Origin of the sequence: Eubacterium aggregans (genome assembly GCF_900107815.1) — a bacterium.
Lineage (GTDB): Bacteria > Bacillota > Clostridia > Eubacteriales > Eubacteriaceae > Eubacterium_O > Eubacterium_O aggregans.
The window spans coordinates 39,455-66,223 of sequence record NZ_FNRK01000002.1; the positions used below are offsets into that span (position 1 = coordinate 39,455).

Consider the following 26,769-nt stretch of genomic DNA (forward strand, 5'->3'; position numbering starts at 1 on the left):
CTGATGGCAATTCGAAATATGAGAGTAAATGATGATCCGATCCTGCACAAAAAGGCCCGGGAAATCCCGGAGGTTAACGACCGAATCCGAGAGCTGGCCCAGGATATGTTAGACACCATGTACGACCAGGAGGGCGTTGGCTTAGCTGGTCCCCAGGTCGGGATTCTAAAGCGTATTGTGGTCATCGATATTGGGGAAGGCCCTGTAGTGATGATTAATCCGGAGATTGTATCGACAGAGGGCAGTATCGTCGAGGAGGAAGCTTGCTTGAGCTTCCCGGATCAATCCGGACCCGTGGAACGGCCGGAATGTGCCGTAGCCCGTTATACGGATCTGGAGGGTAACCGCTGTGAAATTGAGGGGCATGAGCTCATGGCCCGGGCCATTTGCCATGAACTGGATCATTTGGATGGGGTGGTTTTCTTAGATCGGGTTATCCCACAATGAAACCACTGAAGGTTGTCTTGATGGGGACGACGGATTTTGCCGTCCCGGCCCTGAATCGTCTGGTAGAAGCGGGGCACCAGGTGCTTTCTGTGGTCTGCCAGCCTGATCGCCCCAATAAACGGGGGAATAAGATTAGCTTTTTGCCAGTGAAAAAACGGGCTTTAGCCCTGGGCATCCCTGTGTTTCAGCCTGAGCGGATTAAAACCCCGGAGGCCGTGGCCCATTTGAAGGCTTTAGAAGCCGATGTCTTTGTGGTTGCCGCCTACGGCCAAATTCTATCCGAGGAAATTCTCTCTATGCCCCCAATGGGTTCGGTGAATATCCATGGTTCCCTTTTACCGGAATACCGGGGGGCCGCGCCGGTTCACCACGCTATTTTGGATGGAAAGGATGAATCCGGCGTCACCATCATGAAAATGGATGTTGGGATGGACACCGGGGATATGCTTTCCAAGGCCCGGGTCCCCATTACTGAGGAAACCACGGTGGGACAGCTCCACGATGCCCTGGCGGAATTGGGAGCGGATTTGCTTCTGATGACCCTCCAGGAAATGGTGGAAGGGTCTATTGTTCCAGAGAAGCAGGAGGAGGCTAAGGCGACCTATGCGGATAAAGTGGATCGGGATACGGGACGAATCCATTGGTCCAGAAGCACCCATGAGGTGCTGCGCCAGATCAATGGAACGGACCCCTTTCCAGGGGCTTACACCACCCTTGATGGTCTGAAAATCAAGTGCTTTTCACCCAAAATCCAGGGGGATAAGGCCGCAGGACATCCGGGGCAAATCCTCAAAGCCGATATTCACTCTGGCTTGGTGATCAAAACCGCCGATGGTGCCCTGGCCATTGGTGAGATTCAGATGCCGGGTAAAAAGCGGATGGAGACCAAGGACTATTTACGGGGAAACACCCTGGAAATCGGACGGATTTTAGGGAAGGCTTAAGTCCATTTACAGGAATAGAACGTATACTTGTTCCCTAAAAAGCAAAAGAAAAGAGGAAAATGATGTTTGGATTTTACAGCAGCATGCTGATACTCATCCCGGGTCTGATTATCGCCGCCATCGCCCAGGCAAGAGTTAGTAAGGCTTATAATACCTACAGCCGGGTCCCGACCCATACCGGACTTACCGGCGCCCAGGCGGCGCGGCGGCTTTTGGACGATAATGGCCTGTCCCATATTCGTATTGAACGGGTATCCGGTAAGATGACCGATCATTATGACCCCAGGCTTCAGGTCATGCGTCTTTCAAATGACGTAGCGGATAAGGCCAGTATTGCCTCTGTGGGCATCGCCGCCCACGAAACGGGACATGCCATTCAGCATGCCCAGGGTTACGTGCCTTTAAAATTCCGGAATGCCATTGTACCGGTTTGTAGTTTCACCTCCAACGCCGCCTGGCCACTTTTTTTCATCGGCTTAGTCCTGGGGGGGAACCGTTCCAGCTTTGGGTTAATCCTCATGGACGTTGGGATTCTATTGTTCTGCCTGGCCTTGGTGTTTTATATTGTCACTCTTCCAGTGGAGTTCAACGCTAGCCACCGTGCGGTTTTAGCTCTGGAGGAGTACCATATTGTCGAGGCGGGTGAAATTAGCGGGGTGAAAAAGGTACTCGGGGCAGCAGCGATGACCTACGTGGCCAGCACCCTCATGGCCTTTCTGAATCTTTTCCGGATGTTGGCCATCCGTGGGCGAAACTAGATGAATCCACGGGGACTGGCAGTGGATTCACTGCAGCATATTTTACGGGAGGGGGCCTTCTCGAACCTGGAAACACGGGAGGTCCTTTCCCGTGTTTCGCTTTCTGGGGAAGATAAGGGCCTGTATATCACCTTAGTGTACGGGACCCTCCAAAACCAGATGTATCTGGACTACCTGCTGTGCCAGGTTCTGGACAAGCCTCTGAAACGCCTGGATGGAAGTGTCCGCATTATTTTAGAGGTAGCGGCCTATCAGATTTTCTTTTTAGACCGGATTCCGGATTACGCCATTGTGGATGAGGCCGTTACCCTTACGGGGAAAAAAGTGCCGAAGGCCCGGGGCTTTGTCAATGGTGTTTTGCGCAACATCCTGCGCCAAAAGGCGGCATTGGCGGACTTCCGCCTGGAGGACTGGCCCAATGAAAAGGAAGGATTATCCATTCGATATTCCATTCCCCAGTGGATTATCCATAAGTATTTCGAGGTTTTTGGGGAGGAAAAGGCAATGACCATTCTTCCGAGGATGAATGATACCCCGCCCTTTACCCTTCGGACCAATACCCTTAAAACCACCCGGGAGGCGCTGATGGCAGAATTGTCAGCCATTGGAATGGAGCCGGAAGCGGGAACCTTGTACCCGGAGGCCATCCACCTCCTGGGGACCGCCGGGATGGGATCGGATATTAAAAAGGAAAGGCTGTTTTCTTCCGGGCTTTACACCATTCAGGATCAGGGAGCCATGGGGTTAAGCCATCTATTGGACCCTCAGCCCGGGGAGCAAATCCTGGATATGTGTGCGGCACCCGGGGGAAAGACCACTCACATTGCCCAGCTTATGGAAAATCAGGGGGAAATCATCGCCCGGGATATCTATGACAGTCGATTGGCTCTCATTGATGGGGCGGCCCACCGATTGGGAATTAGCTGTATCAGAACAGAAAAGGCAGACGGAACCCGATTAAATCCCATCGATATCAAGGCGTTTGATCGAATCCTTTTGGATGCTCCCTGTACAGGGATGGGCATTATTCGGCGAAAACCAGAAATTCGGCACCGGGGGGATAAAAAGGAGCGAAAGGCTATTCGCCAGATCCAGGGGGTCATGTTGGATCACGCAGCCACCATGCTAAAGGATGGTGGGGTACTGGTCTACGCAACCTGCTCGGTAAATCCCGATGAAAATGAGCACCAGATTGAGATGTTTCTATCCAATCATCCGGAGATGCAAATGGAACCGGGCACTATGGGCTATACAGATCTGACGATGGATGGATGCGATAGCTTTTTCCATTGCAAAATGACAAAGAATAAAGCGTAATGGGATCATAAAACCCGGGAGTTTTCGGCGATATCGGCGCAGCGCAAAAGTGTCTCTTGGGAAAGCAGCGCCCGCTGTAAACCGGTGATTTCTAAGTCCATTGCTAATTCAAAGCGCATTTCTGAAAAAGCCGGAAACTTTCTTAAAGCCTCTCCAACAGCACGATAAACCTCATCCGTTTCAGAAATTTCAGATACACCTGTCAAGATGATCGATTTTAGATCCTCTGGGCAGGTGTTTGTTTTTTTAAAAAGCCATAGGCACTGGGGTAGAAGGGTGTCCATAGACTCTCTGGAACAGAAGCCCGGCTGAAGCACATAGGAGGACTTTTTCCCAAGGGCAAGGTCAAAGCCACACTCGTGGTGGCGAAGGAGCAGTCGTAGATCGCTATCGTCAGGAATACAGGAAAGACTGGCGGTTAAGGTGCTATCGCCATTTTTACCAATACTGGGCAAAAAGTAAATATCGGCCTGAGGGTTGATATTGAGAGGCAAAGATAGAAAGTGTTCACTTTTCAGAAATCTCGTGGTACTGCATAGCATACTGTAAATCTGGCTCTCCAAAATATTATTCCTGGCGCATAGCTGATGGATTAATTCGGCCAGATTTTTCTCTAAAAGGGCCTCGGAATGGCCGGACAGAGTGGTTGAATCAATAAAAACACCTTCTAAAAGGTCAAAAAGAATTCCCTGAATGGACGAACCCTGTTGAGCTAAGGTCATACCAAAAATTTCTAAGGGCTCCAAGGATGAAGTCAGATCGATAACCATATTCCCGGCCATGATGACGTTAAGAATGGGACCCCCTTGAATGGCCATCAAAGCTGTGGCTTTGGTTAGGACTTCAGGGGAGAAGGGTATCACCTTTCGGGGGAGAAGATTGTTGAGTGTTTTGAAAAGGCAATCTGCCGGAACATCCCTAAGGGCATCGGTGAGGACAGGGTAATTATAAATCCTAGGAGCAGGAATAACAGCGGGGATCATAAAAGGGCAAACTGGTACAGCTGAGTCTTTGGGGGAAATGAGAATCTCCATTTCGTCACTCAGGGGGTACTGACAGGCCAACACATCTATAAGCAATCCTTTTTCCTTTATTCGAATCGTGCATTTTTTACAGCAGCCCCTTCCACTACAGGATTGGTTCAGGGGATGCCCGGATTGGCGGCAAGCGTCAGCGACCGTTGAATCCATTTCAATCTGGATTGTTTGTCCATAAGCGGGAAAGTGAATTTTCATGGTATCTCCTTAAGAAATCGGACTGTTTTTTTAACTATTGTCCATTATAGTTTATCCAATAACACGGTACAACCGCTTATCTTCGTTACTTTTTTAACTTTATTTCTTTAAGCTATGGATTTTTTTCTAAAATAGGTCTATAATGTGAGCATAATAAGTTTTTTGACCAAAGGGGTGTACAAGTCTATAGACAGGTATAGTTGTATCGCCCATATGGGGCACCACAATATGATATCATTGTATTCTGACAATCTCCACATGGCTTTTATTGTCCATATCTGATATAATTTAGCGATAATCATGGATTCATCCATTGGATAGGGCTAAAGATGAGATTGAAGAATACCAAATATAATATCGGGGGGAAATGCCTATGATGTAGCCTAAAATATAATAATTGTCCTGTTTGCAGAGTAGGGATGGTGCGCTTAAGTGCCAAAGGATGGGAAGTCGCCTTTGGACGAATGACGTTGTCAGTGGTGCCATACCCGCTTCCGCTGCCACATGGGTTTTCCCTTTTGTGGCAACATTCCATATGCCCTTGAGTGGCACATAAAGGAGAACCATGAACAGTAATCTGAAACGGCTCACAACGATGGCAGTACTCATTGCCATCAATATTATCCTCACTCGATTTATTTCGATTCAGACACCTATTGTACGGGTTGGCTTTACTTTTCTGCCTATTGCGGTTTCCGCGATGCTTTACGGACCATGGTGGGCCGGTGGTGGCGCTGCCATTGCTGATGTAATCGGTTTGGCGCTTTTCCCGACGGCAGGGTTTTTCCCAGGCTTCACACTGACGGCATTCCTTACGGGTGTTGTTTATGGCGTCGCCTTCTATAACAAAGAAATCGGATGGAAGCGGATTATTATTGCCAATGCAATAATTTGCTTAATATTGAATCTGGGTTTGGATACACTGTGGTTGTATATGATGACTGGTCAGGGGTATATCGCCTTGCTCATCCCACGCATTATTAAATGTGCAATCATGCTGCCGGTACAGGTAGCGTTGACCTATGTGGCGACGGGTAAACGGATGGTATCCCTTCTGAGTAACACGAAATGAAATATGAGGTGCCCTGGCACCTTTTTTCATGACGGTTGTGTAAAGGTTACACTTCGGCGTGACCGGAGAGAAGAGAGGCAACATTTGAATAGTTTTTTAACCCCGGCAGAAATCGGTGAGGTTTGGATCGGCAATGGTGTGAAGAAAGCAAATCTGCCAATCCTCAAGATGTTTTTGCTGGGAATCTTTGCAGGAATATTTATCGGTCTTGGAGCCCATGGATTCATCCTGGCCACGGCTGCTACAAGCGGTGGTACGGATGCTTTGGTGGCTAAACTCATTGGGGCTTCGGTATTCCCTGTGGGACTGATGTTAGTTATCCTTTGCGGGGGAGAACTCTTTACCGGGAATAACCTGCTGACCTTGGCCTGGATGGATAAAAAAATCACCGTAAAGCAGCTGCTGATTAACTGGCTGGTGGTGTATATCGGAAATCTGGTGGGTTCCATTCTTTTGGCATTTTTGCTCGCCAAGAGCGGACTTTATACAGAAGCTGTCATGGCGACAGCGACATCTATTGCTGTTAAAAAAGTAACAATTTCCTTTTCAAATGCAGTAATCCGTGGTATATTTTGTAATATATTAGTGGTCCTTGCATGTTGGCTACAGGCCGGTTCAAAGGATATGATCGGTAAAATCTGGGGGATTTGGTTCCCCATTATGCTGTTCGTTTTCTCTGGGTTCGAGCATAGTGTTGCCAATATGACGTATATTCCCCTTGGAATCTTTCTCGGTGCAGAGGTTAGCTGGGGACAGCTGTTCATGGGGAATCTAATACCTGTAACCATTGGCAACATCATCGGTGGTGCAGTAATCGTACCTTGTGTTTATTATTATTCATTCCTACGAAAAAGTATTTCGGCGTGAAGCGATTTTTAGCATGAAGCTTAAATAGCGTACTTCAGCATGAAGCTGAGTCAATAAATAATTTTTAACAAAGGAGAGAACACATGGCATTTTTATCGGATATTGAAATTGCACAACAGGCAACTCCCCAGGATGTTCGCAAGATTGCGGAAAAATTGGGACTGACGGAAGAGGATTTGGATTTATACGGGAAGTATAAAGCAAAGGTTGATTATAATCTACTGAAAAAGGATACTGGCAAGAAGGCTAAGCTTATCCTAACCACAGCCATCAATCCGACTCCAGCTGGGGAAGGAAAGACTACGACGACCATCGGTGTGGCGGATGCCCTCTCTAAATTGGGGAAAAATACCTTGGTGGCCCTTCGTGAGCCTTCCTTGGGACCTGTTTTCGGTGTTAAGGGCGGTGCTGCTGGTGGCGGCTATGCCCAAGTATTGCCCATGGAAGATATCAATCTCCATTTTACCGGTGATTTCCATGCCATTGGTGCGGCCAATAACTTGCTGGCTGCCATGTTGGATAACCACATTCATCAGGGAAATGAACTAAACATCGATCCTAAGAAGATTACCTGGAGACGCTGTGTGGATATGAATGACCGCCAGCTCCGTAATATTGTAGACGGCCTGGGTAAGAAAGGTGATGGCGCCACCCGTCAGGATGGTTTTGATATCACCGTCGCCTCCGAAATTATGGCAGCCTTCTGCCTGGCCAGCGATATCTCTGATTTAAAAGATCGTATGGGTAGAATCATCGTTGGTTATACCTATGATGATAAGCCGGTTACCGCAGCTGAATTAAAGGCCAATGGCGCTATGGCAGCCCTCCTGAAGGATGCCTTGAAGCCCAATTTGGTCCAGACTCTGGAAGGGACTCCGGCCTTTGTCCACGGTGGTCCCTTTGCCAATATCGCCCATGGCTGTAACTCTGTTATTGCCACCAAGATGGCCATGCACTTTGCAGAAGATTATGTGGTGACAGAAGCCGGCTTCGGCGCTGACCTCGGTGCAGAGAAATTCCTGGATATCAAATGTCGGATGGCGGGTTTAACCCCAGATGCCGTCATCATCGTCGCAACGGTCCGCGCCCTTAAATACAATGGCGGAGTGGCCAAGGATGACCTCAACGAAGAAAACCTGGAAGCCCTAAAGGCTGGGCTGCCCAATCTGCTTAAGCACGTTGAAAACATCACAAAGGTTTATAAGCTGCCTGCCGTCGTCGCCATTAATCGCTTCCCTCTGGATACTGAAGCAGAACTGGCTCTGGTCCGTGAAGAATGCGAAAAACTGGGTGTTAATGTTGCCCTGTCCGAAGTTTGGGCAAAAGGTGGCGACGGTGGGATTGAGCTGGCTGAAGAAGTTATTCGTCTCGCAGAATCTGGGGATAATGATTTTACCTTCGCTTATGAGTTGGACCTGCCCATTGATGAAAAAATCAGACAGATTGCCCAAAAGGTTTATGGTGCCAAGGATGTGGCCTTTACCAAGGAAGCCGCTGATGAAATTGCCCGCCTGACGAAGCTGGGTTACGATAAACTTCCAATTTGTATGGCAAAAACCCAGTATTCCTTAACAGATGACCAGACCCAACTTGGCCGTCCTGAAGGCTTTACCATCACCGTTCGTCAGGTTACCATTTCTGCAGGTGCTGGCTTCATCGTTGCGCTGACTGGTGAAATTATGAAGATGCCTGGATTACCCAAGGAACCGGCTGCAAACCGTATCGACGTGGATGAAAATGGCGTCATCGCAGGATTGTTCTAAGATGAAATTAGTTGATAAAACCTGTCGTGAATTTACAGAGGTGCTTTACAGCAAGGCCGCCGTCCCCGGAGGGGGCGGTGCCGCTGCCCTCACCGCTGCCCTGGGAACCGCTTTGGCGGGAATGGTTGCCAATTTAACCACAGGGAAGAAGAAATACGCTGAATACGAAGAGGATATTCAGCGGATTTTAGTCCAGGCCCAGGAAATCCAGGATGATTTACTCAATATGATTGACCAGGATGCCGAGAATTTTTCTCCCCTGGCCAAGGCCTACAGCATGCCTTCAGATACTCCGGAAGAAAAGGCCGAAAAGGCAGCCGTGATGGAAAAATGCACCATAACGGCCTGCTCTGTTCCCATTGAGATTGTTAAAACCTGCCATAAAGCCATTAAGCTACACGAGGAGCTTCTAGGTAAAGGCTCCGTTTTGGCCCTGTCAGACGTTGGCGTTGGTGTAGAATGTCTCCGGGCCGCCATGATTAGCGGTTGGATGAACGTTCAAATCAATATCAAAACGCTACAGGACAGGGATCGTGCGATGGCCATTGAAGGGGAGCTCAAGCCTCTCATTGCCGACGGTATCGCCATTAGCGAGCGGGTCTCATCCGAGGTACAGGCGCGGTTATCATAGGGGTGCTCCAGTATTTGAGGACCTATAATTGGAAAAAGATGAAAGAGAGAACAAAATGTCAGCACAATTATTAAGCGGTAAAGAAGTTAGCGAATCAATGTTAGCAAAAGTATTGGAAGATGCCAATGCACTAATTGCCAAGGGAATTCAGCCAAAGCTCGCTATTATGCGTGTTGGGGCCGATCCAGGATCGATTTCCTATGAAAAGAGCATTATCAAGCGGATGGCGAAGTCCAATATTGAAGTGGAATCTGTCGAATTTCCGGAAACCGTATCCCATTCCGATTTCGTCGCTAAGCTGAAAACTTTAAATGACGATGCCGATATCCACTCAATCCTTATTTTCAAACCTTTACCAGAACAGCTGGATGAAGAAGAAATCAAATATATCCTAAGCCCTGAAAAGGACCCGGATGCCCTGAACCCGACAAACTTAGGGAAGCTGATGATTGCCGATGAAGCCGGATTCTTCCCCTGTACCGCAGAGGGTGTTATGGAGCTTTTGGCCCACTATGATATCCCTGTAAAGGGTAAGGATGTGGTCATCATCAATAACTCTAACGTACTGGGCAAGCCCCTGGCCATCATGCTCACCAACGAATTTGCTACGGTGACCATGTGCCACGTCTTTACCAAGGACACTGCTGCTTATACTAAAAATGCCGATATTGTCGTGACAGCAGCTGGAATTTATGGATTGGTCAAGCCGGATATGCTCTCTGAAGACTGTATCCTCATTGATGTCGCCATGTCCCAGATGAAGGACGACAAGGGCGAATTTGTCTTAAATGACGAAGGCAAAAAGGTACGTGCTGGCGATGCCCATGTGGACTGCCTGGAAAAGGTGGCTCAGATTACCTCGGCAACACCTGGCTGCGGCGGCGGGACTGGCCCCATTACCACTGCTCTTTTAGCCCAGCATGTCATTAAAGCCTGTAAACAGCAAAACGCATAAACGAGTGAGAGGGATAAAAAAATGATTATTTCACAAAAGAAGCCTTATGAAGAGGTTTTAGATTACCTGAAGGATGCTAAGAAAGTCGTCCTTACCGGCTGTTCAGAATGTGCCACTGTCTGCCATACCGGTGGGGAAGAAGAGCTGGAAGCCATGAAGGCTGCATTGGAAGCAGATGGAAAGGAAGTACTGGCTACCACTGTGCTGACCACCTCCTGTAACGTTCTTTTGAATAAAAAAGAATTAAAGGCCATTAAAGCGGAAATGGCTGATGCTGACGCCATTCTGTGTATGGCCTGTGGAGACGGTGTCCAGACCGTGGCTAAGGTATCCAAGATGGAAACCTATCCTGCCAACGACACCATGTTCGTTGGAGAAACCGTGCGAAATGGTATTTTCGAAGAAATGTGCAAGACCTGTGGGGAATGCGTCCTTGGACGGACAGCAGCCATCTGCCCCATTACCCGCTGTGGGAAATCCCTGTTAAACGGTGCCTGTGGGGGTGCAAGAGACGGTAAATGCGAAGTTATCCCCGAAAATGATTGTGCATGGATTGAAATTTACAAAAAGATGAAGGATCAGGGTAAGTTGGAATTAATGGAAGAAATTGATCCCATCCGTGGTTACAAAGCCAAGGCATATCCCCGGACCATTAACCTGAAAGAACAGGCTGCAGCAGAAAAGGCAGGTGAATAAGATGAGCTCATTATTACAACGTACCCTTGAAGCTGGCGAATTCGCCATTACTGCCGAAATGGCCCCACCAAAGGGAACCGACTTTAGCCATATTCTGGATATTGCCGATTCGATGATCGGTCGGGTTGCTGCTGTGAACGTCACCGATTTCCAATCCGCCGCTGTGAAAGCCTCCTCACTGGCTATGTGTGTGGAGCTGGCACAAAAGGGTCTGGAACCGGTATTACAGATGACTGGCCGTGACCGCAACCGCATCGCTATTCAAGGTGAAATGCTCTCCGCCGGACATTTTGGCATTAAAAACCTCCTGGCCCTTACCGGGGACCACACCACCACCGGGGATAATCCTGAAGCTATGCCTGTCTTCGAGCTGGACTCGGTATCCATCCTTCAGACCGCAGAAATTCTGATGAGCGGACAGGATCTGGCTGGAAACGAGCTGGCCGGAGCACCGGATTTCTACCTGGGGGCTTGTGTCACCCCGGTTTACGATCCCGTTGAAGTTCAGCTCATTAAAATGCGTAAAAAAATTAAAGCTGGTGCGAAATTCTTCCAAACCCAAGGTGTATTTGATATTGACGTCATGCGGACCTTCAAAGAAGAAACCAAGGATATGGATTGTAAGATCCTCGCCGGGATCATTCCCCTCAAATCCGCAGGTATGGCCAAATTCATGAACCGCTGTGTCCCTGGTATCGCCGTTCCAGATGCCCTCATCGAGCGCCTGACGGGTGCAGAAGACAAGGTCGCCGAAGGCATTACCATTGCGGGGGAATTCATTGCCCAGCTTAAAGAAGAAGGTCTTTGCGATGGGGCCCATATTATGGCCATCGGTGCAGAAGAAAATGTGGTAAAGATTATGGATAAGGCAGGCCTGTAAATGAAAGTAACAGTCATTGGGGCCGGTCCCGGAGGCTACGAAGCAGCGATCATGGCCGCTAAATGTGGCGCTGAGGTAACGGTTATTGAAAAGGATCAGGTCGGCGGAACGTGCTTGAATCGGGGATGTATCCCGACAAAAGCTTTTTTAGCGGCAACCGATGTCCTCGATGCAGTGGAAAATGCCGGAGAATTTGGGATTACCACTGGTGAATACTCGGTGGATTACAGCCAGATTTTAGCCCGGAAAAATAAGGTTAAAGATAGCCTGATTAAAGGCATTGAAGCCCTTTTTAAACAAAATAAAGTGACCCTGATTCATGGGATTGCAACCCTAAAGGATGCCCACACCGTCGTGGTAGAAGGCGCAGAAGGCACCCAGGAAATTGAAACGGATAAAATTATTTTAGCCACGGGTTCGGCACCGGTATGTCCCGGTATGTTTAAATACGATGGCGAGACGGTCATTACCTCCGATGAAATATTGGATTTGGACGTGCTTCCAGCATCCATTATCATCGTTGGGGGCGGGGTTATCGGCTGTGAAATTGGCCAGTTCCTCCGTCGTCTTGGGGTGGAGGTTACCATTGTGGAAGCCTTATCCCAGATCCTGCCCAATATGGACAAGGATGTCTCCAAGCAGCTGGCCCGCCAGTTGAAAAAAGAAAAGGTCAAGATGGTCACGGGTGTCGGCGTCCAAGAGGTAGAGGTAAGCGATGCCGGTGTTAAGGCAACCCTGGCCAACGGGAAGGTGTTTGAAGCTGAAAAAATGCTGGTCTCCATCGGCCGCCGCTCCTACACCGATGCCTTAAACGCCGCTGCCGCTGGTGTTGAAATGGACGAACGGGGACGGATCGTGGTCAACGATAAAATGGAAACCTCGGTTCCTGGCATTTATGCGATAGGGGATATCATCGCTACAGCACAGCTGGCCCATGTTGCTTCTAAGGAAGGGATCGTGGCCGCAGAAAATGCCTGTGGTGCCGATAAAAAGGTGGACTACCGCGCCGTTCCTGGCTGTGTGTATACCGATCCTGAGGTCGCCAGTGTGGGCCTGACAGAAGCGGAATGCGCCGACAAGGGCATCACAACCCACATCGGGACCTTTGATTTCCGGATGCTTGGGAAAGCCCAGGCCATTGGAAAAATCCAGGGCTTTGTCAAAATCATCACCAATGATGATGATGTGATTATCGGAGCCGCAGTGGTCGGCCCCCATGCGACAGATCTGCTGGCAGAGCTGAGCCTGGCTGTCCATTGCCGGTTAACTGCCGCCCAGGTGGGTGATGTCATCCATCCCCATCCCTCCCTGTCCGAGGCCCTCATGGAAGCCCTCCACGACGTTCACGGAAAATCAGTGCATAAGTAGCCATCGCGGTTGCTTTTGCAAAGACGCGCAGCGTCAAAGCAAAAGCACAGCAGGCGTTATATGAGCGTAAGCGAATGCCTGCGGTACCCGATGGTTCGCAATTCCGGCCCATTTCATCCTAAAAAGGATTAAGAAATGGTCTGGAATTGTGATCATTATATTAAAAGGAGCGATAAAATATGAACATCCCTGCAAATTTAAAATATGACGTTGAACAGCACCTATGGTTTGATATTGACGGTGATACGGTCGCTATCGGTATCACCGATTTTGCCCAGGATCAGCTGGGTGATATCCTCTTCGTTGATCTGCCGGAAAGTGATGACGAATTCGCTGAAGGTGAAGAATTCACAGAAGTGGAATCCGGGAAAAAAGCAACGGCCATTGAAATTCCCTTTGGAATGACCATTATCGAAGCCAATGAAGAATTGGATGACGAGCCGGAAAAAATCAACGAAGATGCTTACGCTGCCTGGATTGTGAAAGCCAAGGTCGAGGATCCGTCTGTATTTGATGATTTGGGCGATGCCGCTGCCTATGAAGCAGCGATTGCCGAGTAAAAAATGATGCAGGAATTTGTCGATTGCCATGTCCATATTGCCTCGGGGCACCATGCGCCCCGAGGGTGGACGGCAAGCGATACGACTATGCGCCGCCATTTATTTTTAAAGACGATTGAATGCTATGGGGCTTTAAAAATAAAAGCATTACGCGACGGCGGCGATCGGTACGGTGCAGGTTCTTTCTTTAAAGCCATGACAGAAGATGCCGGGATCACCTTTACGACACCGATATGTGCAGTCCGAAAAGCCGGGTGTTATGGCGATTTTTTAGGACCAGCATTGGCCGAAGGGGCATCCATCACAACGGGGTTGGATGCCCTTTTTCGTCGTAAACCGGATTTTATTAAAATTATTCAAACCGGTATTATGGGGCTGAAATCCCCCGGGCTGGTAGGTGGCGCTTCCTTTACATCCAGGGAGCTGCGGGATATCATAAAAAAATCCCATGATGCCGGCTATAAAACCATGGTCCATGTCAACGATGCACGGTATATCATGGAAACTTTAGAGGCTGGGGCAGACAGTATCGAGCATGGCTATGATATTGATGATGATTGTATTACGGCCCTTTTGGAAACCGGCTGTATCTGGGTACCGACCCTGGCACCCTTTGGGAATTTTGCAAAGGCGGAGGAAAACACCCTGGCAAAAACGGCGGAGTACTATTTTGAGCGCCATCAAATAGCGGTGAGAAAAGCCTGGGCGCTGGGGGTCTCCATTGCCGTGGGAAGTGATGCGGGGGCGGCTTACGTTTCCCATGGACAGGGCACCTTGGATGAATGGAAATATTTGATGGATTTAGGCATTCCTCAAGAAGTCCTGATGGCAAACAGTTGGGAATTGGCAAGGTGGCATCAAATTTGACGGGAGGGATACACGTGGAGAGGCAATTAACCATTTCTTTTCCAACGCTGGGTATACCAGAAATTAAAGCGAATAAGGGGGAAACCCTCGCAGGGGTCTGTGCTTCTGTGGGGCACCCCCTGAATGTCATTTGTGGCGGAACCGGAACCTGTGGAAAATGCGATGTTATCATAGAGGAAAACGGGATAAGGAAAATGGTCCAGGGCTGTCGGCATCAAATCGAGACGGACACGGCTATTTTTTTATCCGCCGAGCGAATTCAAACACAAATCTTAGAATCAGGCTGTGGTGATGGGGTTCATTTTCAGCCGGATATCTTAATCCGGGTCCTTAAAAAGAAGCAGATGGCTTCCGGAGAATGTGGCTTTGATTTCGATGGGCTGCGCCAGGCATTGGCCCTTCCAGAACTTGAATTTGCGGATACTGCTGTGATGATAGCCTTTGGGGAGCTGATGAATATGGCGGAAGTACCGGCGTTTGCAGTCGTCATCCAAGGGCAGCGTATTCTGGATTTAATCCCCATGACCGGTGAAAAAAGTCCCCATGCCTATGGCATTGCCTTTGATTTAGGGACAACGACGGTGGTAGGATATCTTTATGACCTGGAGGATGGCACGGCATTAGGAACGGCTTCTGGAATTAATAATCAGATTTTTTGCGGTGCGGATGTGATTTCCCGGATTCGATTTGCAGGCGAATGTCCTGAGAATCGACAAAGGCTAAAACAAGAGATTGTGAATACGGTATCCCAGCTGGTGTCTGAGCTTTGTCAGAATGCAGGTATTGACAGTAACCACATTTACAAGGCTGTATTTTGCGGCAATAGCTGTATGAGCCATTTTTTCTGGGGTCTTAACCCCATGCGTTTAGGGCGGTCTCCCTTTGTGGGAATCTTTGGGGAAATGGTTCGAACCCAGGGGAGCGATTTATCCATCGGGATGAATACCTTGGGAGAGGTCTTGTTTTTGCCCCTTCTGGGGGGATATGTTGGAGCAGATACCACTGCGGCACTCCTCAGTTTACCCCAGGATGATAAAGTCCGTCTGATCATTGATCTAGGAACCAATGGTGAAATTGCCCTGGGGAGCCAGAGGTGCTATTTAGTGGCATCCACTGCCTGTGGACCGGCACTGGAAGGGGCAGGTATTACCATGGGGATGCGGGGATCAACCGGTGCCATTGAGGGCATCAGCCTGGAAAAGGGGCAGATTGTTTGTAAAATTATTGGCGGAGGACAAGCCCTGGGGTTTTGTGGCTCAGGGATTGTGGATGCTGTGGCATTTCTGTTGGATGAAGGTTTGATTAACACGCGCGGTCAATTCATTCCAAAGGAACAGACCGAGAATACCCCCTGGTCCCACCGATTTGGGTATAAGGAGGGAGAAGGGCGGTATTTTACATTTATGACAGCAAAGGAGAACGCCGGAGGCTTGCCCATTATTCTAACCCAATGGGATATTCGCTCGGTTCAGCTGGCAAAGGCTGCCATTTATACGGGCTGTGAGCTTCTGGTAAAGGCCTTTGGCATTTCCGGGGAGGAACTGGAAGAAATTGTGGTGGCAGGGGCCTTTGGAAGCTATGTGAATTTTCACAATGCCCAACGGATTGGTCTATTCCCGGATTTTAAAGGGGTGCCCGCCTGTACAGTGGGAAACGCGGCAGGAATCGGTGTCAAGCGTTGCTTGCTTTCTGCAGAAGAAACCAAACGCTGTACCCGTATTCCGAGGATAACTACCCACATCGAATTGGCAACAGATCCTGAATTTACCAAGGAGTACATTAAGAACACGCGATTTAAAGAAGCTGGTGGCAGAAGGACATAGAAAGAGAGATAGACGAAGCATGAATCTGGAAGAATCACTATGCTATATTGAAGAAAATGGAAAGTTTGGAATTAAGCTGGGCCTGGAAAAAATAGCGGCACTTCTCGAAGAACTGGGGAATCCCCAGGAAACCTTAAAGTTCATCCATGTGGCGGGGACCAATGGAAAGGGCTCTGTGTGTCATATGCTTTCTGCAATTTTGACCAAGGCCGGTTATATTACCGGAATGTATACCTCCCCCGCACTGGAATCTTTTAATGAACGAATTTGTTTGAATGACACTTGTATTGACGATCAAACCCTATCTGAGGTTGCCAGCCGGGTACGAAGGGCTTGTGATATCTTGGTCGCCCGTGGGATTGAGCATCCCACGGGTTTCGAAATCGAAACAGCTATGGCTATTTTATATTTTTATGAAAAACAGGCGGATATCTGCATTATGGAGGTAGGTATGGGCGGCCGCTTAGATGCAACCAATGTCATCCCCGCACCACTGGTCGCTGTTATTATGGGAATCGATATTGACCATGCCGATTATTTAGGAGATACCGTTGGAAAAATCGCTGCAGAAAAAGCAGCCATCATCAAGGCGGGATCAACGGCAGTGGTTTATCCCCAGAGGCCTGAAGCCTGGGAATCCATTGCCCTGGCGGCAGAGGCGGTAGAGGCCCCTGTAATCCATGTGGCTGTGGAAGATTTAAAGCCTTTGGGCCAAAGCCAATGGGGCCAGCGCTTTGACTACCAAAGGGCGGGCGGCATACCTGGGCTAAAGACCTTCACCCTTAAGCTTTTGGGGGAACACCAACAGGCCAATTGTGCCACGGTGCTGACAGTGATTGCCCTTCTTTTGGATAAGGGGTTTCAGATTCAGCCCACAGCCATTGAAGAGGGACTTTCCAGTATGGTGTTTCCTGGGCGATTTGAGTTCTTAAACCAGGAGCCGGTTATTTTAATCGATGGTGCCCACAACCCCGATGGCATTGGCAGTTTTGCCAAAAATATTCAGACGTATTTCCCGGATCGTCCCATCAATCTGTTTTTTGGGATGCTGGCGGATAAGGATATCCGGAAGTCCCTGGATCTGCTCATTCCCCTGGCGACGACCATCGGCACCTTGACGCCAGACAATGAGCGCGCCCTTCCCGGAGAAGCCATGTCAGAGTTTATAAAGAGTGCCTATGGGAGAGAGGCAAAGGTATGGGATACTCCAGAGGACGCTTTAGCCAGTATTGACTGGACACAAAAAAAAGCCGTCAATGCCTTCGTGGGATCACTTTATATGATCGGGAAGGTACGAACGGCTTATCGGCATAAAAAAGATTAAGGATGCATCTTATAGCGTTTTGAATTTCGCCCGGACTTCTTCTGCTTTGCCACAGGTCATGACCCCTTCGGGACATGGGCCTTCCACACAATTGGGACCGGCATGGGAGAAAAGGATGGGCGCTATTTTTTTGCATTCTGCAAGCATCTGGGTAGCGCATTCCCGGATTTCCCACTGGGCGCGGCTGCAGCATCGGACATTGAAGAAATGGAGCAGTTCCCGGACATTCATAGTGACCACGATTTTAGTTTCGCAGCCATTGGGGAGGACGTAACGGGCATCCTCAATTCCCATTTTTTCAGCAGCAGAGGTGGCTTGCTTTTCGCCCATGCCTTTGGCGAGGAGCCCTGCCTTGTGTTTTGCAATGAGCAGATCGGCTAAGACATCGTAGGAAGCCTGGGCATTTTCCATGGCCCGGAGGTATTCTTCCTTTGCAGCTGGGATTTCGGCAATTTCTGGCGGGATGACATAATCAAAGCTGGATTTTTCCGAAACATACCGTTGGGACTGCTGGCTAAAGCTGGCCATACGATGGCGAACCAGCTGGTGGGTGAGGGAACGGCTAACCCCCTCAATGGCAAAGGTAAAGGTGGCGTGCTCCACGGGGGAGGCATGGCCCATAGACACCAGGCGATTCAAGAATTTCTCCACTGCCTCTGGGGTGAGATCGGCCATAATGTCCTTCGCCCCGGAGTGAGAATAACAGAGCTTTGCAGCAGCTGCAATAGTTTTTTCAGGTTCTGGGGTGTGTTGAATAAGGGTGACGCTTAATTTTGATTCCATTGACAACTCTCCTTCATAAAAAAAATTCCATTCCGAAAAGTATCCACTTCCGAATGAATGCTTGCAAAAAGTATACCATTTCCTGGTCCAAAAAGATATTATGTTTATTATTTGTCAAGGGAAAAGCCATGATTTACATCTTTGAAAACCGCTGAAGCCATGGTATGATAATGTTATAGAAATACCGAAAGGAATCTTAAACAATGATCATAATCGGTGAACGGATTAATGCTATCGCCTCTGGGGTAAAAGAGGCCATTGAGAAAAGGGATGCCCCTTATATAGAAGATCTGGCCTGGCGCCAGACACAGTGTGGCGCAGATTATTTAGACTGCATGGCAGGAAGGACCAAAGATCCATACCAGGTTATGAAATGGCTGATCAAAGTGGTGCAGGATAGGGTGGATACGCCATTATGTATTGACAGCGGGGATCCCAGGCTGCTGAAGCGCCTCATTGAATCCGTGGACTTCCATCGGCCGGGCATTATTAACTCAGTTAGTGGTGCGGGAAAAAAGGGGGAAATTCTTTTTCCAATGATTGCTGGAACCCCATGGAAAGCCATTGTTTTGACCTGTGATGATCGAGGGGTACCCAAGACCACGGCAGATAAGGTGGAAATTGTGAAACGACTCCTTGAGCAGGCTGATTACTACGGTGTCGCCATGGATCAGCTTATTTTTGATCCCTGTATCATGGCCCTTGTGGCCGTGCCGGGAGTGATGAAAACCTATATGGCTGATGTGGCCGCCATTCGAAGCTGTGCCCCAGAGGCCATGGTTTTAGGCGCAATTTCTAATATTTCTTACAATATGCCCGAACGGAGCGTCATCAATGCGGCCTGCATGACCATGGCCATCCAGGCCGGAGCAGAGGCAATGCTGGTGGACCCCTGTGATCAGGATATCACCAACGCCCGATTTGCTGCGGCGGTGCTGATGGATGTCGACCACCGGGGATTGGATTATAATCGGGCCTGGCGGGATGGTCGCATCCTGGGGTGTTCCGGAAATCAGGATAAAGGAGAAGGCTGATGTTTGCAGATGAGTTAAATGCCTCCATCGAGGCCATTGATAAAGGTAGGGGACAAACCTTAATTCGGGATGCTTTGGCTACAGGGATGCGGCCGGAAGAGGTTGCCGGGTATTTAAAGGATGCCATTGCCCAGATGCTTAAAAAATATGAAGAGGGGGAATACTTCATCGCTGACCTCATCATGATGGGAGAAGTCATTGCAGGGTTCTATCAGCTGGTTAGGCCGACGGATGCCGATGTCATTCCCTCGGGGAAGCTGGTCATCGGAACCATCTTTGATGACATCCACGATGTTGGGAAAAATATTTTTTGCAGTCTGGCAAGAAGTGCCGGGTTCACAGTGGTGGATTTGGGTATTGATGTTCCCGTTGGAAAATTCATCCAGGCCATCGAGCGGGAGAACCCCGATATTCTGGGGGTATCCGCTGTCCTTTCCACAACCTTAGACAATGTGAAGGTTTTGGTGGATGCTCTGGAAGCCCAAGGGCTCAGGGAGCGGGTAAAGGTGATCTTAGGCGGTGCGGTTGCAACACCGGATTGTGTGACGGCCATCGGCTGTGATGCCAGTACCATGGACGCAGTCGAAGGACTCAGCCAGTGCATTGCCTGGATGAAGGTACAAAAGGTGGAGGACTGATGGCACGGATTCTATATCTTGATATCGTTAATGATATTAAGAGTAAAATTGAAAAAGGTGTTCTACGCCCTGGGGACATGCTGCCCTCTGAAAATGAGATGACGGAGCTGTATGGCGTCAGCCGCACAACCCTAAGAAAAGGTTTGGCGCTTTTAGTCAATGAAGATTATATCTACACGATTCAGGGAAAGGGGCATTTTGTCTGTGAACCGGCCAATAGCCACTATCAATTTTATTTTGATGAAATTGATAGCTTAAAGGTGGAGATTGAGGAAGTTAAGCTCCATAGTGTACGCTCGGTCCCCCCGAGCCGAAAACTCATCCGTGAGCTGGGGGTCAGACCCTATGAGTATGTGGTTAAAATTGAAAAGGTAGCCATGGAGGATGATAAGATTATCATGGTTTCCATTGTCAACATTCCTTACGAAAAGGGAAACCCCATTGTTGAGAGCGTCATCAACTTTGCCAATTATGATGGCTATATTAAAGAGGACGATTTACAATTTCAGATCCGGAAGAAGCTGCGGTTAGAAATTGTGGTTCCCCCCATGGAAATCTGTGAGCTGTTGGATATTCCACCTGGGGATTGCTGTTTTCGAATATCTCAGAGAATTGTCTCCCTTAAAGATAATTCGCCAGTAAGTTACAATGAATATTATATCAATCGCAATTATTATGAGCTGGAGGCTGAAACCACCATATAATTGGAAATACAGCCATTAGAACAGGGCCAGGGAAAGACGATCCGGTAGAGGATTGGAATTTCTTGGTCCCTTTTTATTTCTTGATAAAAGAAAAACATAATTTTACCATAATCTACTGTTGACAGCCCTTTTCATAGCGTTTATAATCTAGTTATACATGTGTACACAAGTTGTATACTTAAAATGATCCTAGGCAGAACAGACAACAAAATCCTTCGCTGAAGCGAGGATAGGGTTGAAAATGAATTTCAATGAAGGGATGTTACTATGGCTTTTAACATTGCGATTGCAGGAAAAGGCGGCGTCGGAAAAACAACACTCACCGGAATGTTGGTCACGTATATGGCTGGGAAAGGCAAGGGCCCTGTTTTAGCAGTGGATGCCGATTCCAACGCGAATTTGAATGAGGTGTTGGGTCTGGAAGAGCCCATTACCATTGGCCATGTAAAAGAAGAAATCAACCATGCAACCATGGATGGGCAGCCACTGCCTGCAGGGATTACCAAGGCAGATTTTTTGAAGTTGCGTCTTAATCAGGCGATTGTGGAAGGTAAAGGATTTGACCTTCTTGTTATGGGGCGTGGACAGGGTGAAGGCTGTTATTGCTATGTTAATGGCATGCTCAAGGCCCAGGTTGATGACTTATCAAAAAATTACGACTATGTCATTATGGACAATGAAGCAGGAATGGAGCATATCAGCCGAGGAACCATGGGGCGGATGGATATGCTGCTTTTGGTGTCCGATAGCTCCCGCCGGGGGATTCAGGCCGTGGCACGGATTCGGGATTTAGCCGAAGAATTGGGGCTAAAGATCCCAGTGATTAAGTTGATTGTCAATCGTGCGCCGGGTGGAGAATTAAATGCTGGGACAGCAGAGGAAATTGAACGATTAGGGCTGGATTTAGCCGGTGTTATTCCGATGGATACCGATGTTTTCGAATTTGATGCTTACGGCAAGCCTTTGGTGGAGCTGCCAGAGGACAATCCAGCTAAAGCGAAAATTATCAGTGTTTTAGATTCCCTGGGAATTGAGTAGACCCATGCATCACATCGCATTTGAAATCAAGGGAAAACGCAGGGTGGAATACATCGCTGGAGATGGTGAGCTCATCATAGATGCGGCCCGACAGGCCGGTGTGATGATTGATTCACCTTGTAATGGCAATGGAACCTGTGGAAAATGCAAGGTGCGTATCCTGTCTGGCGAGGTTGGGGGAAATACCAGTGAACGCCTGGAGGAAGAGGCTGTAGCAGATGGCTATGTACTGGCTTGCCAGTGTCATGCTTTATCGGATTTGGTCATCGAGGTGCCCGATTTGGCATCCTCCTTTCAAAATAAAATGCAAATTACCGATTTATCGGCCAGTGAAAATAAAAACATTCGATACGTCCGAAAAAAGCTCATTCAAAGGGGGATGACGGACGATAACCGACTGTGCTGTGAAATGATCACCCTGCCAAAACCGGATTTAGATGACAATGTAGACGACAAAACACGCCTGTGGCGTTATTTTTCCCAGACCCTGGGATTTGCAGATATCCACATGAGCCTTTCCGTTATGCGGAAGCTGCCGGATATTCTCAGAGTCGAGGATTTCAAGGTCAAGGTGGTTTATCTCAACAATGGGGAGACTGCGGAAATATTGGATGTGGCCGTTCCCTTTACCGATGCAAGACAGCTCTATGGCATCGCCTTAGATATTGGGACCACCTCGGTTTCTGCCTGTCTGGTAGATATGGACAGCAATGAAATTGTGGCAAAGGCATCCATGGGGAATGCCCAGGTAAAATATGGCGGCGATGTCATTAACCGGATTGTGTATTCATTAAAGCCAGGGGGTCTTGAAAAACTTCGGGCGGCGGTGGTGGATGAAACCATCAATCCCTTAATCGAACAAATCGTCTTGGCCACGGGGATTCGTCCCACGGATATTTACACCATTTGTGCGGCTGGAAACACGACTATGGTCCAACTGCTTCTGGGGGTAAACCCAGACTACTTAAGACAGGAGCCCTTTATTCCAGGAGTTTGCCGGGTGAATGAGCTGGCAGCCATGGATTTGGGGATTAATATTAATGCTGAGGGGCGGATATACCTGGCCCCCTCCGTCGCCAGTTATGTGGGTGGCGATATTACCACCGGCGTTTTCGCTGTGCCCCTGTGGCTCCAGGAGGACTTTACCATGCTGGTGGATTTGGGCACCAATGGTGAAATCGTCTTTGGAAACCAGGACTTCATGATGACCTGTGCCTGCTCCGCTGGGCCAGCCTTTGAAGGGGGAGAGATCAGCTGTGGAACCCGGGCAGTACCGGGAGCCATTGAAGCGGTCCATATTGACGACATCTCTTATAAAGCGGATTTTCATACCATTGGAGATGAAAAGACAGTGGCGGGAATTTGTGGCTCTGGCATCATCGATTTAATCTGCGAGCTGAAGCGCGTGGGACTCATCGATGGGAAGGGACGGATGCCCCGGGAATTAAGCACTCCCCGGATTGCCTTTGATGATTATGACATCGGGCGGTATCTGTTATTGTCAAAGGATTTGGACGGTGCAGCCCGGGATATTTACTTGACCGAGGTGGATATCGATAGCTTTATTAAAGCCAAGGGAGCGGTATTCTCGGCCATCAATACCTTACTTAAAACAATGGATATGCCAGTGGAAATATTGTCCAATGTCTACGTAGCTGGTGGGATTGGGACCAATCTCAACATCCACAACGCCATTGCCTTGGGGATGCTGCCGGACATTGAAGAGGAGAAGTACTACTTCATTGGGAACAGCTCCATCCAAGGCTCTTATCTGGCCTTGACCCTGGCAGAGGCAAAGGAAAAAATCGAAAGTATCGCCGACAATATGACCTATGTGGAATTAAGTGCCCATCCGGGGTATATGGATGAATTTATTTCAGCCTGTTTCATTCCCCATACGGATAAAAGCCTGTTTCCGAGTTTAAATCAAGGGGGGATGTGATGATCGATCGCAAGGCAATTCTTGAGGCCGTTGAGGAGCACCGTAAAGATAAAGTTCCCCTGGAGCATTACCGAAGCTTACTTGGTCAGCATGCCCCCCAGGAAATGGCAGAGGGAAGCAGCTGTCCATATGACGAAGCTGAAAAATTCTTTGATGTCGTGCTCATGGGAAAGCACTATTTTGTCAGCTACCCCGAGGGGATCATTACCATGGAGGATGGCACTGAATGCCAGGATATGCACATGATGACGCTTATCCTGCGATATTTGGAAAATGCGAAGCCCATGGAACCCACAGGTTCTAATATATCTTACCGGGATATATCCGGTGGGAACCACTATTTTAAAACGTTTGAAGGACGCTGCCTTAAGCGGTTGGCCTTCAGCTTCGGCCATAATCCAGAGGGTTTTAAAAAGGCCATGGCGGCTGTGGGTGCAGAGCCGGTAAAGGGTGGGGATTTGGCCTACCGATTCCGGTTTGTTGGAAATCGGTATGTTACCGCTATTTTGTGGCTGGCCGATGAGGAGTTTCCACCGGAAGCCCAGGTGCTCTTTGATGAAAATGTTTTAAGCGTCTTCGATGCCGAGGATTTGGCAGTGGTTGGCGATGTTTTTATCAGTGAGCTGAAGGCTTATACAAAATAATCGAGTTATAAAAGTTTAATCAGTTTATATCAATATAATTTATTTATATTTATTATAAAATTCAAAGAGGTTTAGAGGAGGTTTTGGAAATGCCATTTAAAATGACAAAGCAGAAATTCAGTGGCAGTATCAACGAGTGTGTCCTGGGGACAGGCGAAAAAGCCATCACCATCGGTGGGGAAAAGGGCCTGATGTTCCTTAGTGACGCTGGGCATGCACCAGCAGTGGGAATTGAAATTACCGATTCATATCCGGAGGATTGGGAACCCTGTTTGAAGGATCTGTACGGTGATGTGATGAAGGACCCAGTGGAATGGGCTAAGTACATTGAAGCCAATACCGATGCTCAATTTATCGAATTGAAATTCAGCAGTGCAGACCCTAACGGTGCGGATCGTCCGGTGGATGAATGTGTCGAGATTGCAGTCGCCGTTGAAGCCGCTGTGGATCTACCCCTTATTATTGGCGGTTGTAAAAATGCTGAAAAAGACAGTGAGCTTTTGAGCAAAATTTCACAGGCATTAATGAATAAGAATGTCATTTTATTCTCTGCTGTGGAAGATAACTATAAAACAATCGGAATCGAAGCCAATGCGGATGGCAACAAGGTTTCAGGTGAATCTGCCGTGGATATCAACCTTGCTAAACAGTTGAACATCCTCATGGACCAACTGGGTGTCAATAAAGATAACATGGTCATGGATATCGGTTCAGCTGCTGTAGGTTATGGTTTTGAATATGTTGCTTCAACCATGGACCGCATCCGTCTTGCTGCTTTAGGCCAAAATGACGATTCCCTCCAGATGCCCATCATCACCAATGTAGCCGATGATGCCTGGGGCGTAAAGGAAGCCGTGTTTACCGAAGAAGAAGCTCCGGAATGGGGGAGCCAGGAAACTCGCGGCATTGATATGGAAGTTTCTACTGTGGCTGCCTGTCTAATTGGAGGCAGTAATGCGGTCGTCGTCAGACATCCCAAGTCCGCAGCAGTTGCTTTGGATTTCGTCAAGGAATTAGTTGGTTAGGAAAGGCGGCGTACTAAAATGGCAGTAAAAGGATTAGATATTTTCAAATTAACTCCCAAAAAGAATTGTAAGGAATGTGGATTCCCTACCTGTATGGCATTCTCAATGAAAGTGGCCGCTGGTGCTGCTGAGTTGGAAAAATGTCCCTATATTTCAGACGATGCCAAGGCAGTCCTCTCTGAAGCGACGGCACCTCCCATGAAAACCATCAAGGTAGGTACCGGTGAAACAGAATATACCCTCGGTGGCGAAACCGTGCTCTTCCGCCACGAAAAAACCTATAATAACAAAGCCCTCATGGCTGTCGAACTCTCAGATGCCGATGCAGATGATGTGACAGAAGCCAAAATCGCTCACTTAGAGAGCGTAAAATACGATCGGATCAGCGAAATGATGTTCGCTGAAATGGTTGCAGTCCGTTACGCAGGCGATAAGGACAAATTCTTAGCCCTCATTGCCAAGGCAATTGAGCTCGGCCGTGTACCCATCGCCGTTGTTGAAGATGCAGATGTGGCTAAAGAAGCTGCTGCCGCCATCGCTCCCGTCAAGGGGATTCTCATGGCTGCCAACGGTGATAACGCTGAAGCCATGGCCGCTGTTGCAAAGGAAGCGGGTGTCGTCCTGGGTGTGACAGCGGACAGCATCGAAGCCCTCCACGATACAGTGGAAAAAATCGAAAAGGCCGGCTACAAGGAATTGATCCTGAATGTGGGCGAAACCTCCATTAAAGATGCCTATCAAAATGCCGTAACCATTCGAACCAATGCCCTCAAGGGGGACGACCGGACCTTCGGTTATCCGTCCATCGTCTTTGTTAATAAGCTGGCAAAAAGCTCTGAAATGGAAGTGGCCCTTGCCTCTGCTTTCATTATGCGCTACGGCTCCGTTATCGTCATGAATGATATTGATTATGCCCAGGCTCTGCCACTGTTCGGTCTGCGCCAGAATATCTTCACCGATCCCCAGAAGCCAATGCGTGTTGAACCCGCCATCTATGAATACAATAAGCCCGATGACAATGCACCAGTCCTCGTTACCGTTGACTTTGCATTATCCTACTTCGTGGTTTCCGGCGAAATCGAACGCTCCAAGGTGCCGTCTTACCTGATTATCCCCGACGCTGGTGGATACTCTGTTCTGACCGCTTGGGCTGCCGGTAAATTTGGTGCAGGAACCATCGCTGATTTCGTTAAGGAATCCGGCATTGAAGAAAAAACAAAGAGCAGAAAGCTCATTCTTCCTGGGAAGGTCGCTGTCCTTCAGGGGGATGTCGCTGAAAAACTGCCGGATTGGGAAGTCATTGTTGGACCGACCGAAGCCATGCAGGTTCCCAAGTTTATGCGGGATCTTTGCGGCATTAGCTAGAAAGCACAGAGTAGCATTCAAAGCCAGAATGAATTCTGGCTGGAGGAGCGCTTTCCCCTTGGAAAATGGGGAAGGTGCTCCTGTGAATA

Annotated in this window: 26 protein-coding genes and 1 riboswitch; of the genes, 24 read left to right on the forward strand and 2 right to left on the reverse strand. The window is 48.6% G+C overall.

The features are described from left to right. Window positions 1–3 precede the first annotated feature (3 nt). The 4 genes from def (at window position 4) to rsmB (ending at window position 3,466) form a co-directional block, all read left to right on the forward strand. Window positions 4–447, forward strand: a complete 444-nt coding sequence (gene def / locus BLW33_RS01335; RefSeq protein ID WP_090304358.1) for a peptide deformylase — start codon at window positions 4–6, stop codon at window positions 445–447. Beyond that, a complete protein-coding gene (gene fmt, locus BLW33_RS01340; RefSeq protein ID WP_090304360.1) occupies window positions 444–1,391 on the forward strand; it encodes a methionyl-tRNA formyltransferase in 948 nt (315 codons plus the stop codon). Before def ends, fmt begins: the two co-directional genes overlap by 4 nt. Before the next feature lie 62 nt (window positions 1,392–1,453). Beyond that, window positions 1,454–2,149 carry a zinc metallopeptidase gene (locus BLW33_RS01345; RefSeq protein ID WP_090304361.1) on the forward strand — a complete coding sequence of 232 codons (696 nt, stop codon included), beginning with the start codon at window positions 1,454–1,456 and terminating at the stop codon, window positions 2,147–2,149. Further along, the gene (gene rsmB / locus BLW33_RS01350) at window positions 2,150–3,466 is read left to right on the forward strand and encodes a 16S rRNA (cytosine(967)-C(5))-methyltransferase RsmB (RefSeq protein WP_090304363.1); all 1,317 of its coding nucleotides are present in this window, start codon (window positions 2,150–2,152) and stop codon (window positions 3,464–3,466) included. A 5-nt stretch (window positions 3,467–3,471) separates the two neighbouring features. Here rsmB and BLW33_RS01355 read toward each other — a convergent pair whose 3' ends face one another. Next, window positions 3,472–4,701 carry a 2Fe-2S iron-sulfur cluster-binding protein gene (locus BLW33_RS01355; protein ID WP_090304365.1) on the reverse strand — a complete coding sequence of 410 codons (1,230 nt, stop codon included), beginning with the start codon at window positions 4,699–4,701 and terminating at the stop codon, window positions 3,472–3,474. Window positions 4,702–5,108: 407 nt separating this feature from the next. Beyond that, window positions 5,109–5,203, forward strand: a riboswitch (THF riboswitch). Window positions 5,204–5,266: 63 nt separating this feature from the next. Between BLW33_RS01355 and BLW33_RS01360 the strand changes: the two genes are divergently transcribed. The 12 genes from BLW33_RS01360 to BLW33_RS01415 all read left to right on the forward strand — a co-directional run bounded on the left by BLW33_RS01360 (window position 5,267) and on the right by BLW33_RS01415 (window position 17,507). Then, window positions 5,267–5,773: a folate family ECF transporter S component gene (locus BLW33_RS01360; protein WP_090244447.1), complete on the forward strand. Its 507-nt coding sequence runs from the start codon at window positions 5,267–5,269 to the stop codon at window positions 5,771–5,773. Window positions 5,774–5,857: 84 nt separating this feature from the next. Then, window positions 5,858–6,640 (forward strand): formate/nitrite transporter family protein, encoded by a 783-nt coding sequence (locus tag BLW33_RS01365; RefSeq protein ID WP_090304367.1) that lies wholly within the window; start codon window positions 5,858–5,860, stop codon window positions 6,638–6,640. Between the two features lie 83 nt (window positions 6,641–6,723). Then, on the forward strand, window positions 6,724–8,403 hold the full coding sequence (locus BLW33_RS01370; RefSeq protein WP_090304368.1) for a formate--tetrahydrofolate ligase: 1,680 nt from the start codon (window positions 6,724–6,726) through the stop codon (window positions 8,401–8,403). A 1-nt stretch (window position 8,404) separates the two neighbouring features. Continuing rightward, entirely contained in the window at window positions 8,405–9,034 is a 630-nt protein-coding gene (locus BLW33_RS01375) for a cyclodeaminase/cyclohydrolase family protein (protein ID WP_090304370.1), read from the forward strand. A gap of 55 nt (window positions 9,035–9,089) precedes the next feature. After that, window positions 9,090–9,989 (forward strand): bifunctional 5,10-methylenetetrahydrofolate dehydrogenase/5,10-methenyltetrahydrofolate cyclohydrolase, encoded by a 900-nt coding sequence (locus BLW33_RS01380; protein ID WP_090304371.1) that lies wholly within the window; start codon window positions 9,090–9,092, stop codon window positions 9,987–9,989. A gap of 21 nt (window positions 9,990–10,010) precedes the next feature. Then, window positions 10,011–10,685 carry a methylenetetrahydrofolate reductase C-terminal domain-containing protein gene (locus BLW33_RS01385; protein ID WP_090304373.1) on the forward strand — a complete coding sequence of 225 codons (675 nt, stop codon included), beginning with the start codon at window positions 10,011–10,013 and terminating at the stop codon, window positions 10,683–10,685. 1 nt (window position 10,686) lies between these two features. Then, window positions 10,687–11,565, forward strand: coding sequence for a methylenetetrahydrofolate reductase (locus BLW33_RS01390; RefSeq protein WP_090244435.1), 879 nt, complete (start codon window positions 10,687–10,689; stop codon window positions 11,563–11,565). Continuing rightward, window positions 11,566–12,933, forward strand: a complete 1,368-nt coding sequence (gene lpdA / locus BLW33_RS01395; RefSeq protein ID WP_090304374.1) for a dihydrolipoyl dehydrogenase — start codon at window positions 11,566–11,568, stop codon at window positions 12,931–12,933. It abuts the gene before it with no gap. 179 nt (window positions 12,934–13,112) lie between these two features. Continuing rightward, on the forward strand, window positions 13,113–13,493 hold the full coding sequence (locus tag BLW33_RS01400) for a glycine cleavage system protein H (protein ID WP_090304376.1): 381 nt from the start codon (window positions 13,113–13,115) through the stop codon (window positions 13,491–13,493). A gap of 3 nt (window positions 13,494–13,496) precedes the next feature. Then, the gene (locus BLW33_RS01405; RefSeq protein ID WP_090304377.1) at window positions 13,497–14,360 is read left to right on the forward strand and encodes an amidohydrolase family protein; all 864 of its coding nucleotides are present in this window, start codon (window positions 13,497–13,499) and stop codon (window positions 14,358–14,360) included. Between the two features lie 14 nt (window positions 14,361–14,374). Continuing rightward, on the forward strand, window positions 14,375–16,183 hold the full coding sequence (locus BLW33_RS01410) for an ASKHA domain-containing protein (protein ID WP_176966574.1): 1,809 nt from the start codon (window positions 14,375–14,377) through the stop codon (window positions 16,181–16,183). A 19-nt stretch (window positions 16,184–16,202) separates the two neighbouring features. Continuing rightward, window positions 16,203–17,507 (forward strand): bifunctional folylpolyglutamate synthase/dihydrofolate synthase, encoded by a 1,305-nt coding sequence (locus tag BLW33_RS01415; protein ID WP_090304380.1) that lies wholly within the window; start codon window positions 16,203–16,205, stop codon window positions 17,505–17,507. Window positions 17,508–17,516: 9 nt separating this feature from the next. Here BLW33_RS01415 and thyX read toward each other — a convergent pair whose 3' ends face one another. Continuing rightward, window positions 17,517–18,290, reverse strand: a complete 774-nt coding sequence (gene thyX, locus BLW33_RS01420; RefSeq protein ID WP_090304382.1) for an FAD-dependent thymidylate synthase — start codon at window positions 18,288–18,290, stop codon at window positions 17,517–17,519. A gap of 203 nt (window positions 18,291–18,493) precedes the next feature. On the opposite strand from thyX, the gene BLW33_RS01425 reads away from it, so the two are divergent. The 8 genes from BLW33_RS01425 to acsC all read left to right on the forward strand — a co-directional run bounded on the left by BLW33_RS01425 (window position 18,494) and on the right by acsC (window position 26,680). Beyond that, entirely contained in the window at window positions 18,494–19,324 is an 831-nt protein-coding gene (locus BLW33_RS01425; protein ID WP_090304384.1) for a dihydropteroate synthase, read from the forward strand. Next, the gene (locus BLW33_RS01430) at window positions 19,324–19,962 is read left to right on the forward strand and encodes a cobalamin B12-binding domain-containing protein (RefSeq protein ID WP_090304386.1); all 639 of its coding nucleotides are present in this window, start codon (window positions 19,324–19,326) and stop codon (window positions 19,960–19,962) included. The genes BLW33_RS01425 and BLW33_RS01430 overlap by 1 nt, the downstream gene beginning before the upstream one ends. Further along, window positions 19,962–20,666 carry a GntR family transcriptional regulator gene (locus BLW33_RS01435; protein ID WP_090304387.1) on the forward strand — a complete coding sequence of 235 codons (705 nt, stop codon included), beginning with the start codon at window positions 19,962–19,964 and terminating at the stop codon, window positions 20,664–20,666. Before BLW33_RS01430 ends, BLW33_RS01435 begins: the two co-directional genes overlap by 1 nt. A gap of 267 nt (window positions 20,667–20,933) precedes the next feature. After that, on the forward strand, window positions 20,934–21,704 hold the full coding sequence (locus BLW33_RS01440; RefSeq protein WP_090304389.1) for an ATP-binding protein: 771 nt from the start codon (window positions 20,934–20,936) through the stop codon (window positions 21,702–21,704). 4 nt (window positions 21,705–21,708) lie between these two features. Further along, window positions 21,709–23,646, forward strand: coding sequence for a corrinoid activation/regeneration protein AcsV (acsV, locus tag BLW33_RS01445; protein ID WP_090304390.1), 1,938 nt, complete (start codon window positions 21,709–21,711; stop codon window positions 23,644–23,646). Next, window positions 23,646–24,290: a DUF3786 domain-containing protein gene (locus BLW33_RS01450; RefSeq protein WP_090304392.1), complete on the forward strand. Its 645-nt coding sequence runs from the start codon at window positions 23,646–23,648 to the stop codon at window positions 24,288–24,290. Before acsV ends, BLW33_RS01450 begins: the two co-directional genes overlap by 1 nt. 89 nt (window positions 24,291–24,379) lie before the next feature. After that, window positions 24,380–25,315, forward strand: coding sequence for an acetyl-CoA decarbonylase/synthase complex subunit delta (gene acsD / locus BLW33_RS01455; protein ID WP_090304393.1), 936 nt, complete (start codon window positions 24,380–24,382; stop codon window positions 25,313–25,315). Between the two features lie 18 nt (window positions 25,316–25,333). Next, a complete protein-coding gene (gene acsC, locus BLW33_RS01460) occupies window positions 25,334–26,680 on the forward strand; it encodes an acetyl-CoA decarbonylase/synthase complex subunit gamma (protein WP_090304394.1) in 1,347 nt (448 codons plus the stop codon). The last annotated feature ends 89 nt before the right edge of the window (window positions 26,681–26,769 follow it).

Coding starts and splice junctions, on each gene's coding strand:
- BLW33_RS01425 (WP_090304384.1), top strand. CDS start 18,494: ATGATCATAATCGGTGAACGGATTAATGCTATCGCCTCTGGGGTAAAA.
- lpdA (WP_090304374.1), top strand. CDS start 11,566: ATGAAAGTAACAGTCATTGGGGCCGGTCCCGGAGGCTACGAAGCAGCG.
- BLW33_RS01345 (WP_090304361.1), top strand. CDS start 1,454: ATGTTTGGATTTTACAGCAGCATGCTGATACTCATCCCGGGTCTGATT.
- def (WP_090304358.1), top strand. CDS start 4: ATGGCAATTCGAAATATGAGAGTAAATGATGATCCGATCCTGCACAAA.
- fmt (WP_090304360.1), top strand. CDS start 444: ATGAAACCACTGAAGGTTGTCTTGATGGGGACGACGGATTTTGCCGTC.
- acsD (WP_090304393.1), top strand. CDS start 24,380: ATGCCATTTAAAATGACAAAGCAGAAATTCAGTGGCAGTATCAACGAG.
- BLW33_RS01435 (WP_090304387.1), top strand. CDS start 19,962: ATGGCACGGATTCTATATCTTGATATCGTTAATGATATTAAGAGTAAA.
- acsC (WP_090304394.1), top strand. CDS start 25,334: ATGGCAGTAAAAGGATTAGATATTTTCAAATTAACTCCCAAAAAGAAT.
- acsV (WP_090304390.1), top strand. CDS start 21,709: ATGCATCACATCGCATTTGAAATCAAGGGAAAACGCAGGGTGGAATAC.
- BLW33_RS01400 (WP_090304376.1), top strand. CDS start 13,113: ATGAACATCCCTGCAAATTTAAAATATGACGTTGAACAGCACCTATGG.
- BLW33_RS01415 (WP_090304380.1), top strand. CDS start 16,203: ATGAATCTGGAAGAATCACTATGCTATATTGAAGAAAATGGAAAGTTT.
- rsmB (WP_090304363.1), top strand. CDS start 2,150: ATGAATCCACGGGGACTGGCAGTGGATTCACTGCAGCATATTTTACGG.
- BLW33_RS01360 (WP_090244447.1), top strand. CDS start 5,267: ATGAACAGTAATCTGAAACGGCTCACAACGATGGCAGTACTCATTGCC.
- BLW33_RS01370 (WP_090304368.1), top strand. CDS start 6,724: ATGGCATTTTTATCGGATATTGAAATTGCACAACAGGCAACTCCCCAG.
- BLW33_RS01355 (WP_090304365.1), bottom strand. CDS start 4,701: ATGAAAATTCACTTTCCCGCTTATGGACAAACAATCCAGATTGAAATG.
- BLW33_RS01390 (WP_090244435.1), top strand. CDS start 10,687: ATGAGCTCATTATTACAACGTACCCTTGAAGCTGGCGAATTCGCCATT.
- BLW33_RS01375 (WP_090304370.1), top strand. CDS start 8,405: ATGAAATTAGTTGATAAAACCTGTCGTGAATTTACAGAGGTGCTTTAC.
- BLW33_RS01405 (WP_090304377.1), top strand. CDS start 13,497: ATGATGCAGGAATTTGTCGATTGCCATGTCCATATTGCCTCGGGGCAC.
- BLW33_RS01385 (WP_090304373.1), top strand. CDS start 10,011: ATGATTATTTCACAAAAGAAGCCTTATGAAGAGGTTTTAGATTACCTG.
- BLW33_RS01440 (WP_090304389.1), top strand. CDS start 20,934: ATGGCTTTTAACATTGCGATTGCAGGAAAAGGCGGCGTCGGAAAAACA.
- BLW33_RS01380 (WP_090304371.1), top strand. CDS start 9,090: ATGTCAGCACAATTATTAAGCGGTAAAGAAGTTAGCGAATCAATGTTA.
- BLW33_RS01430 (WP_090304386.1), top strand. CDS start 19,324: ATGTTTGCAGATGAGTTAAATGCCTCCATCGAGGCCATTGATAAAGGT.
- thyX (WP_090304382.1), bottom strand. CDS start 18,290: ATGGAATCAAAATTAAGCGTCACCCTTATTCAACACACCCCAGAACCT.
- BLW33_RS01450 (WP_090304392.1), top strand. CDS start 23,646: ATGATCGATCGCAAGGCAATTCTTGAGGCCGTTGAGGAGCACCGTAAA.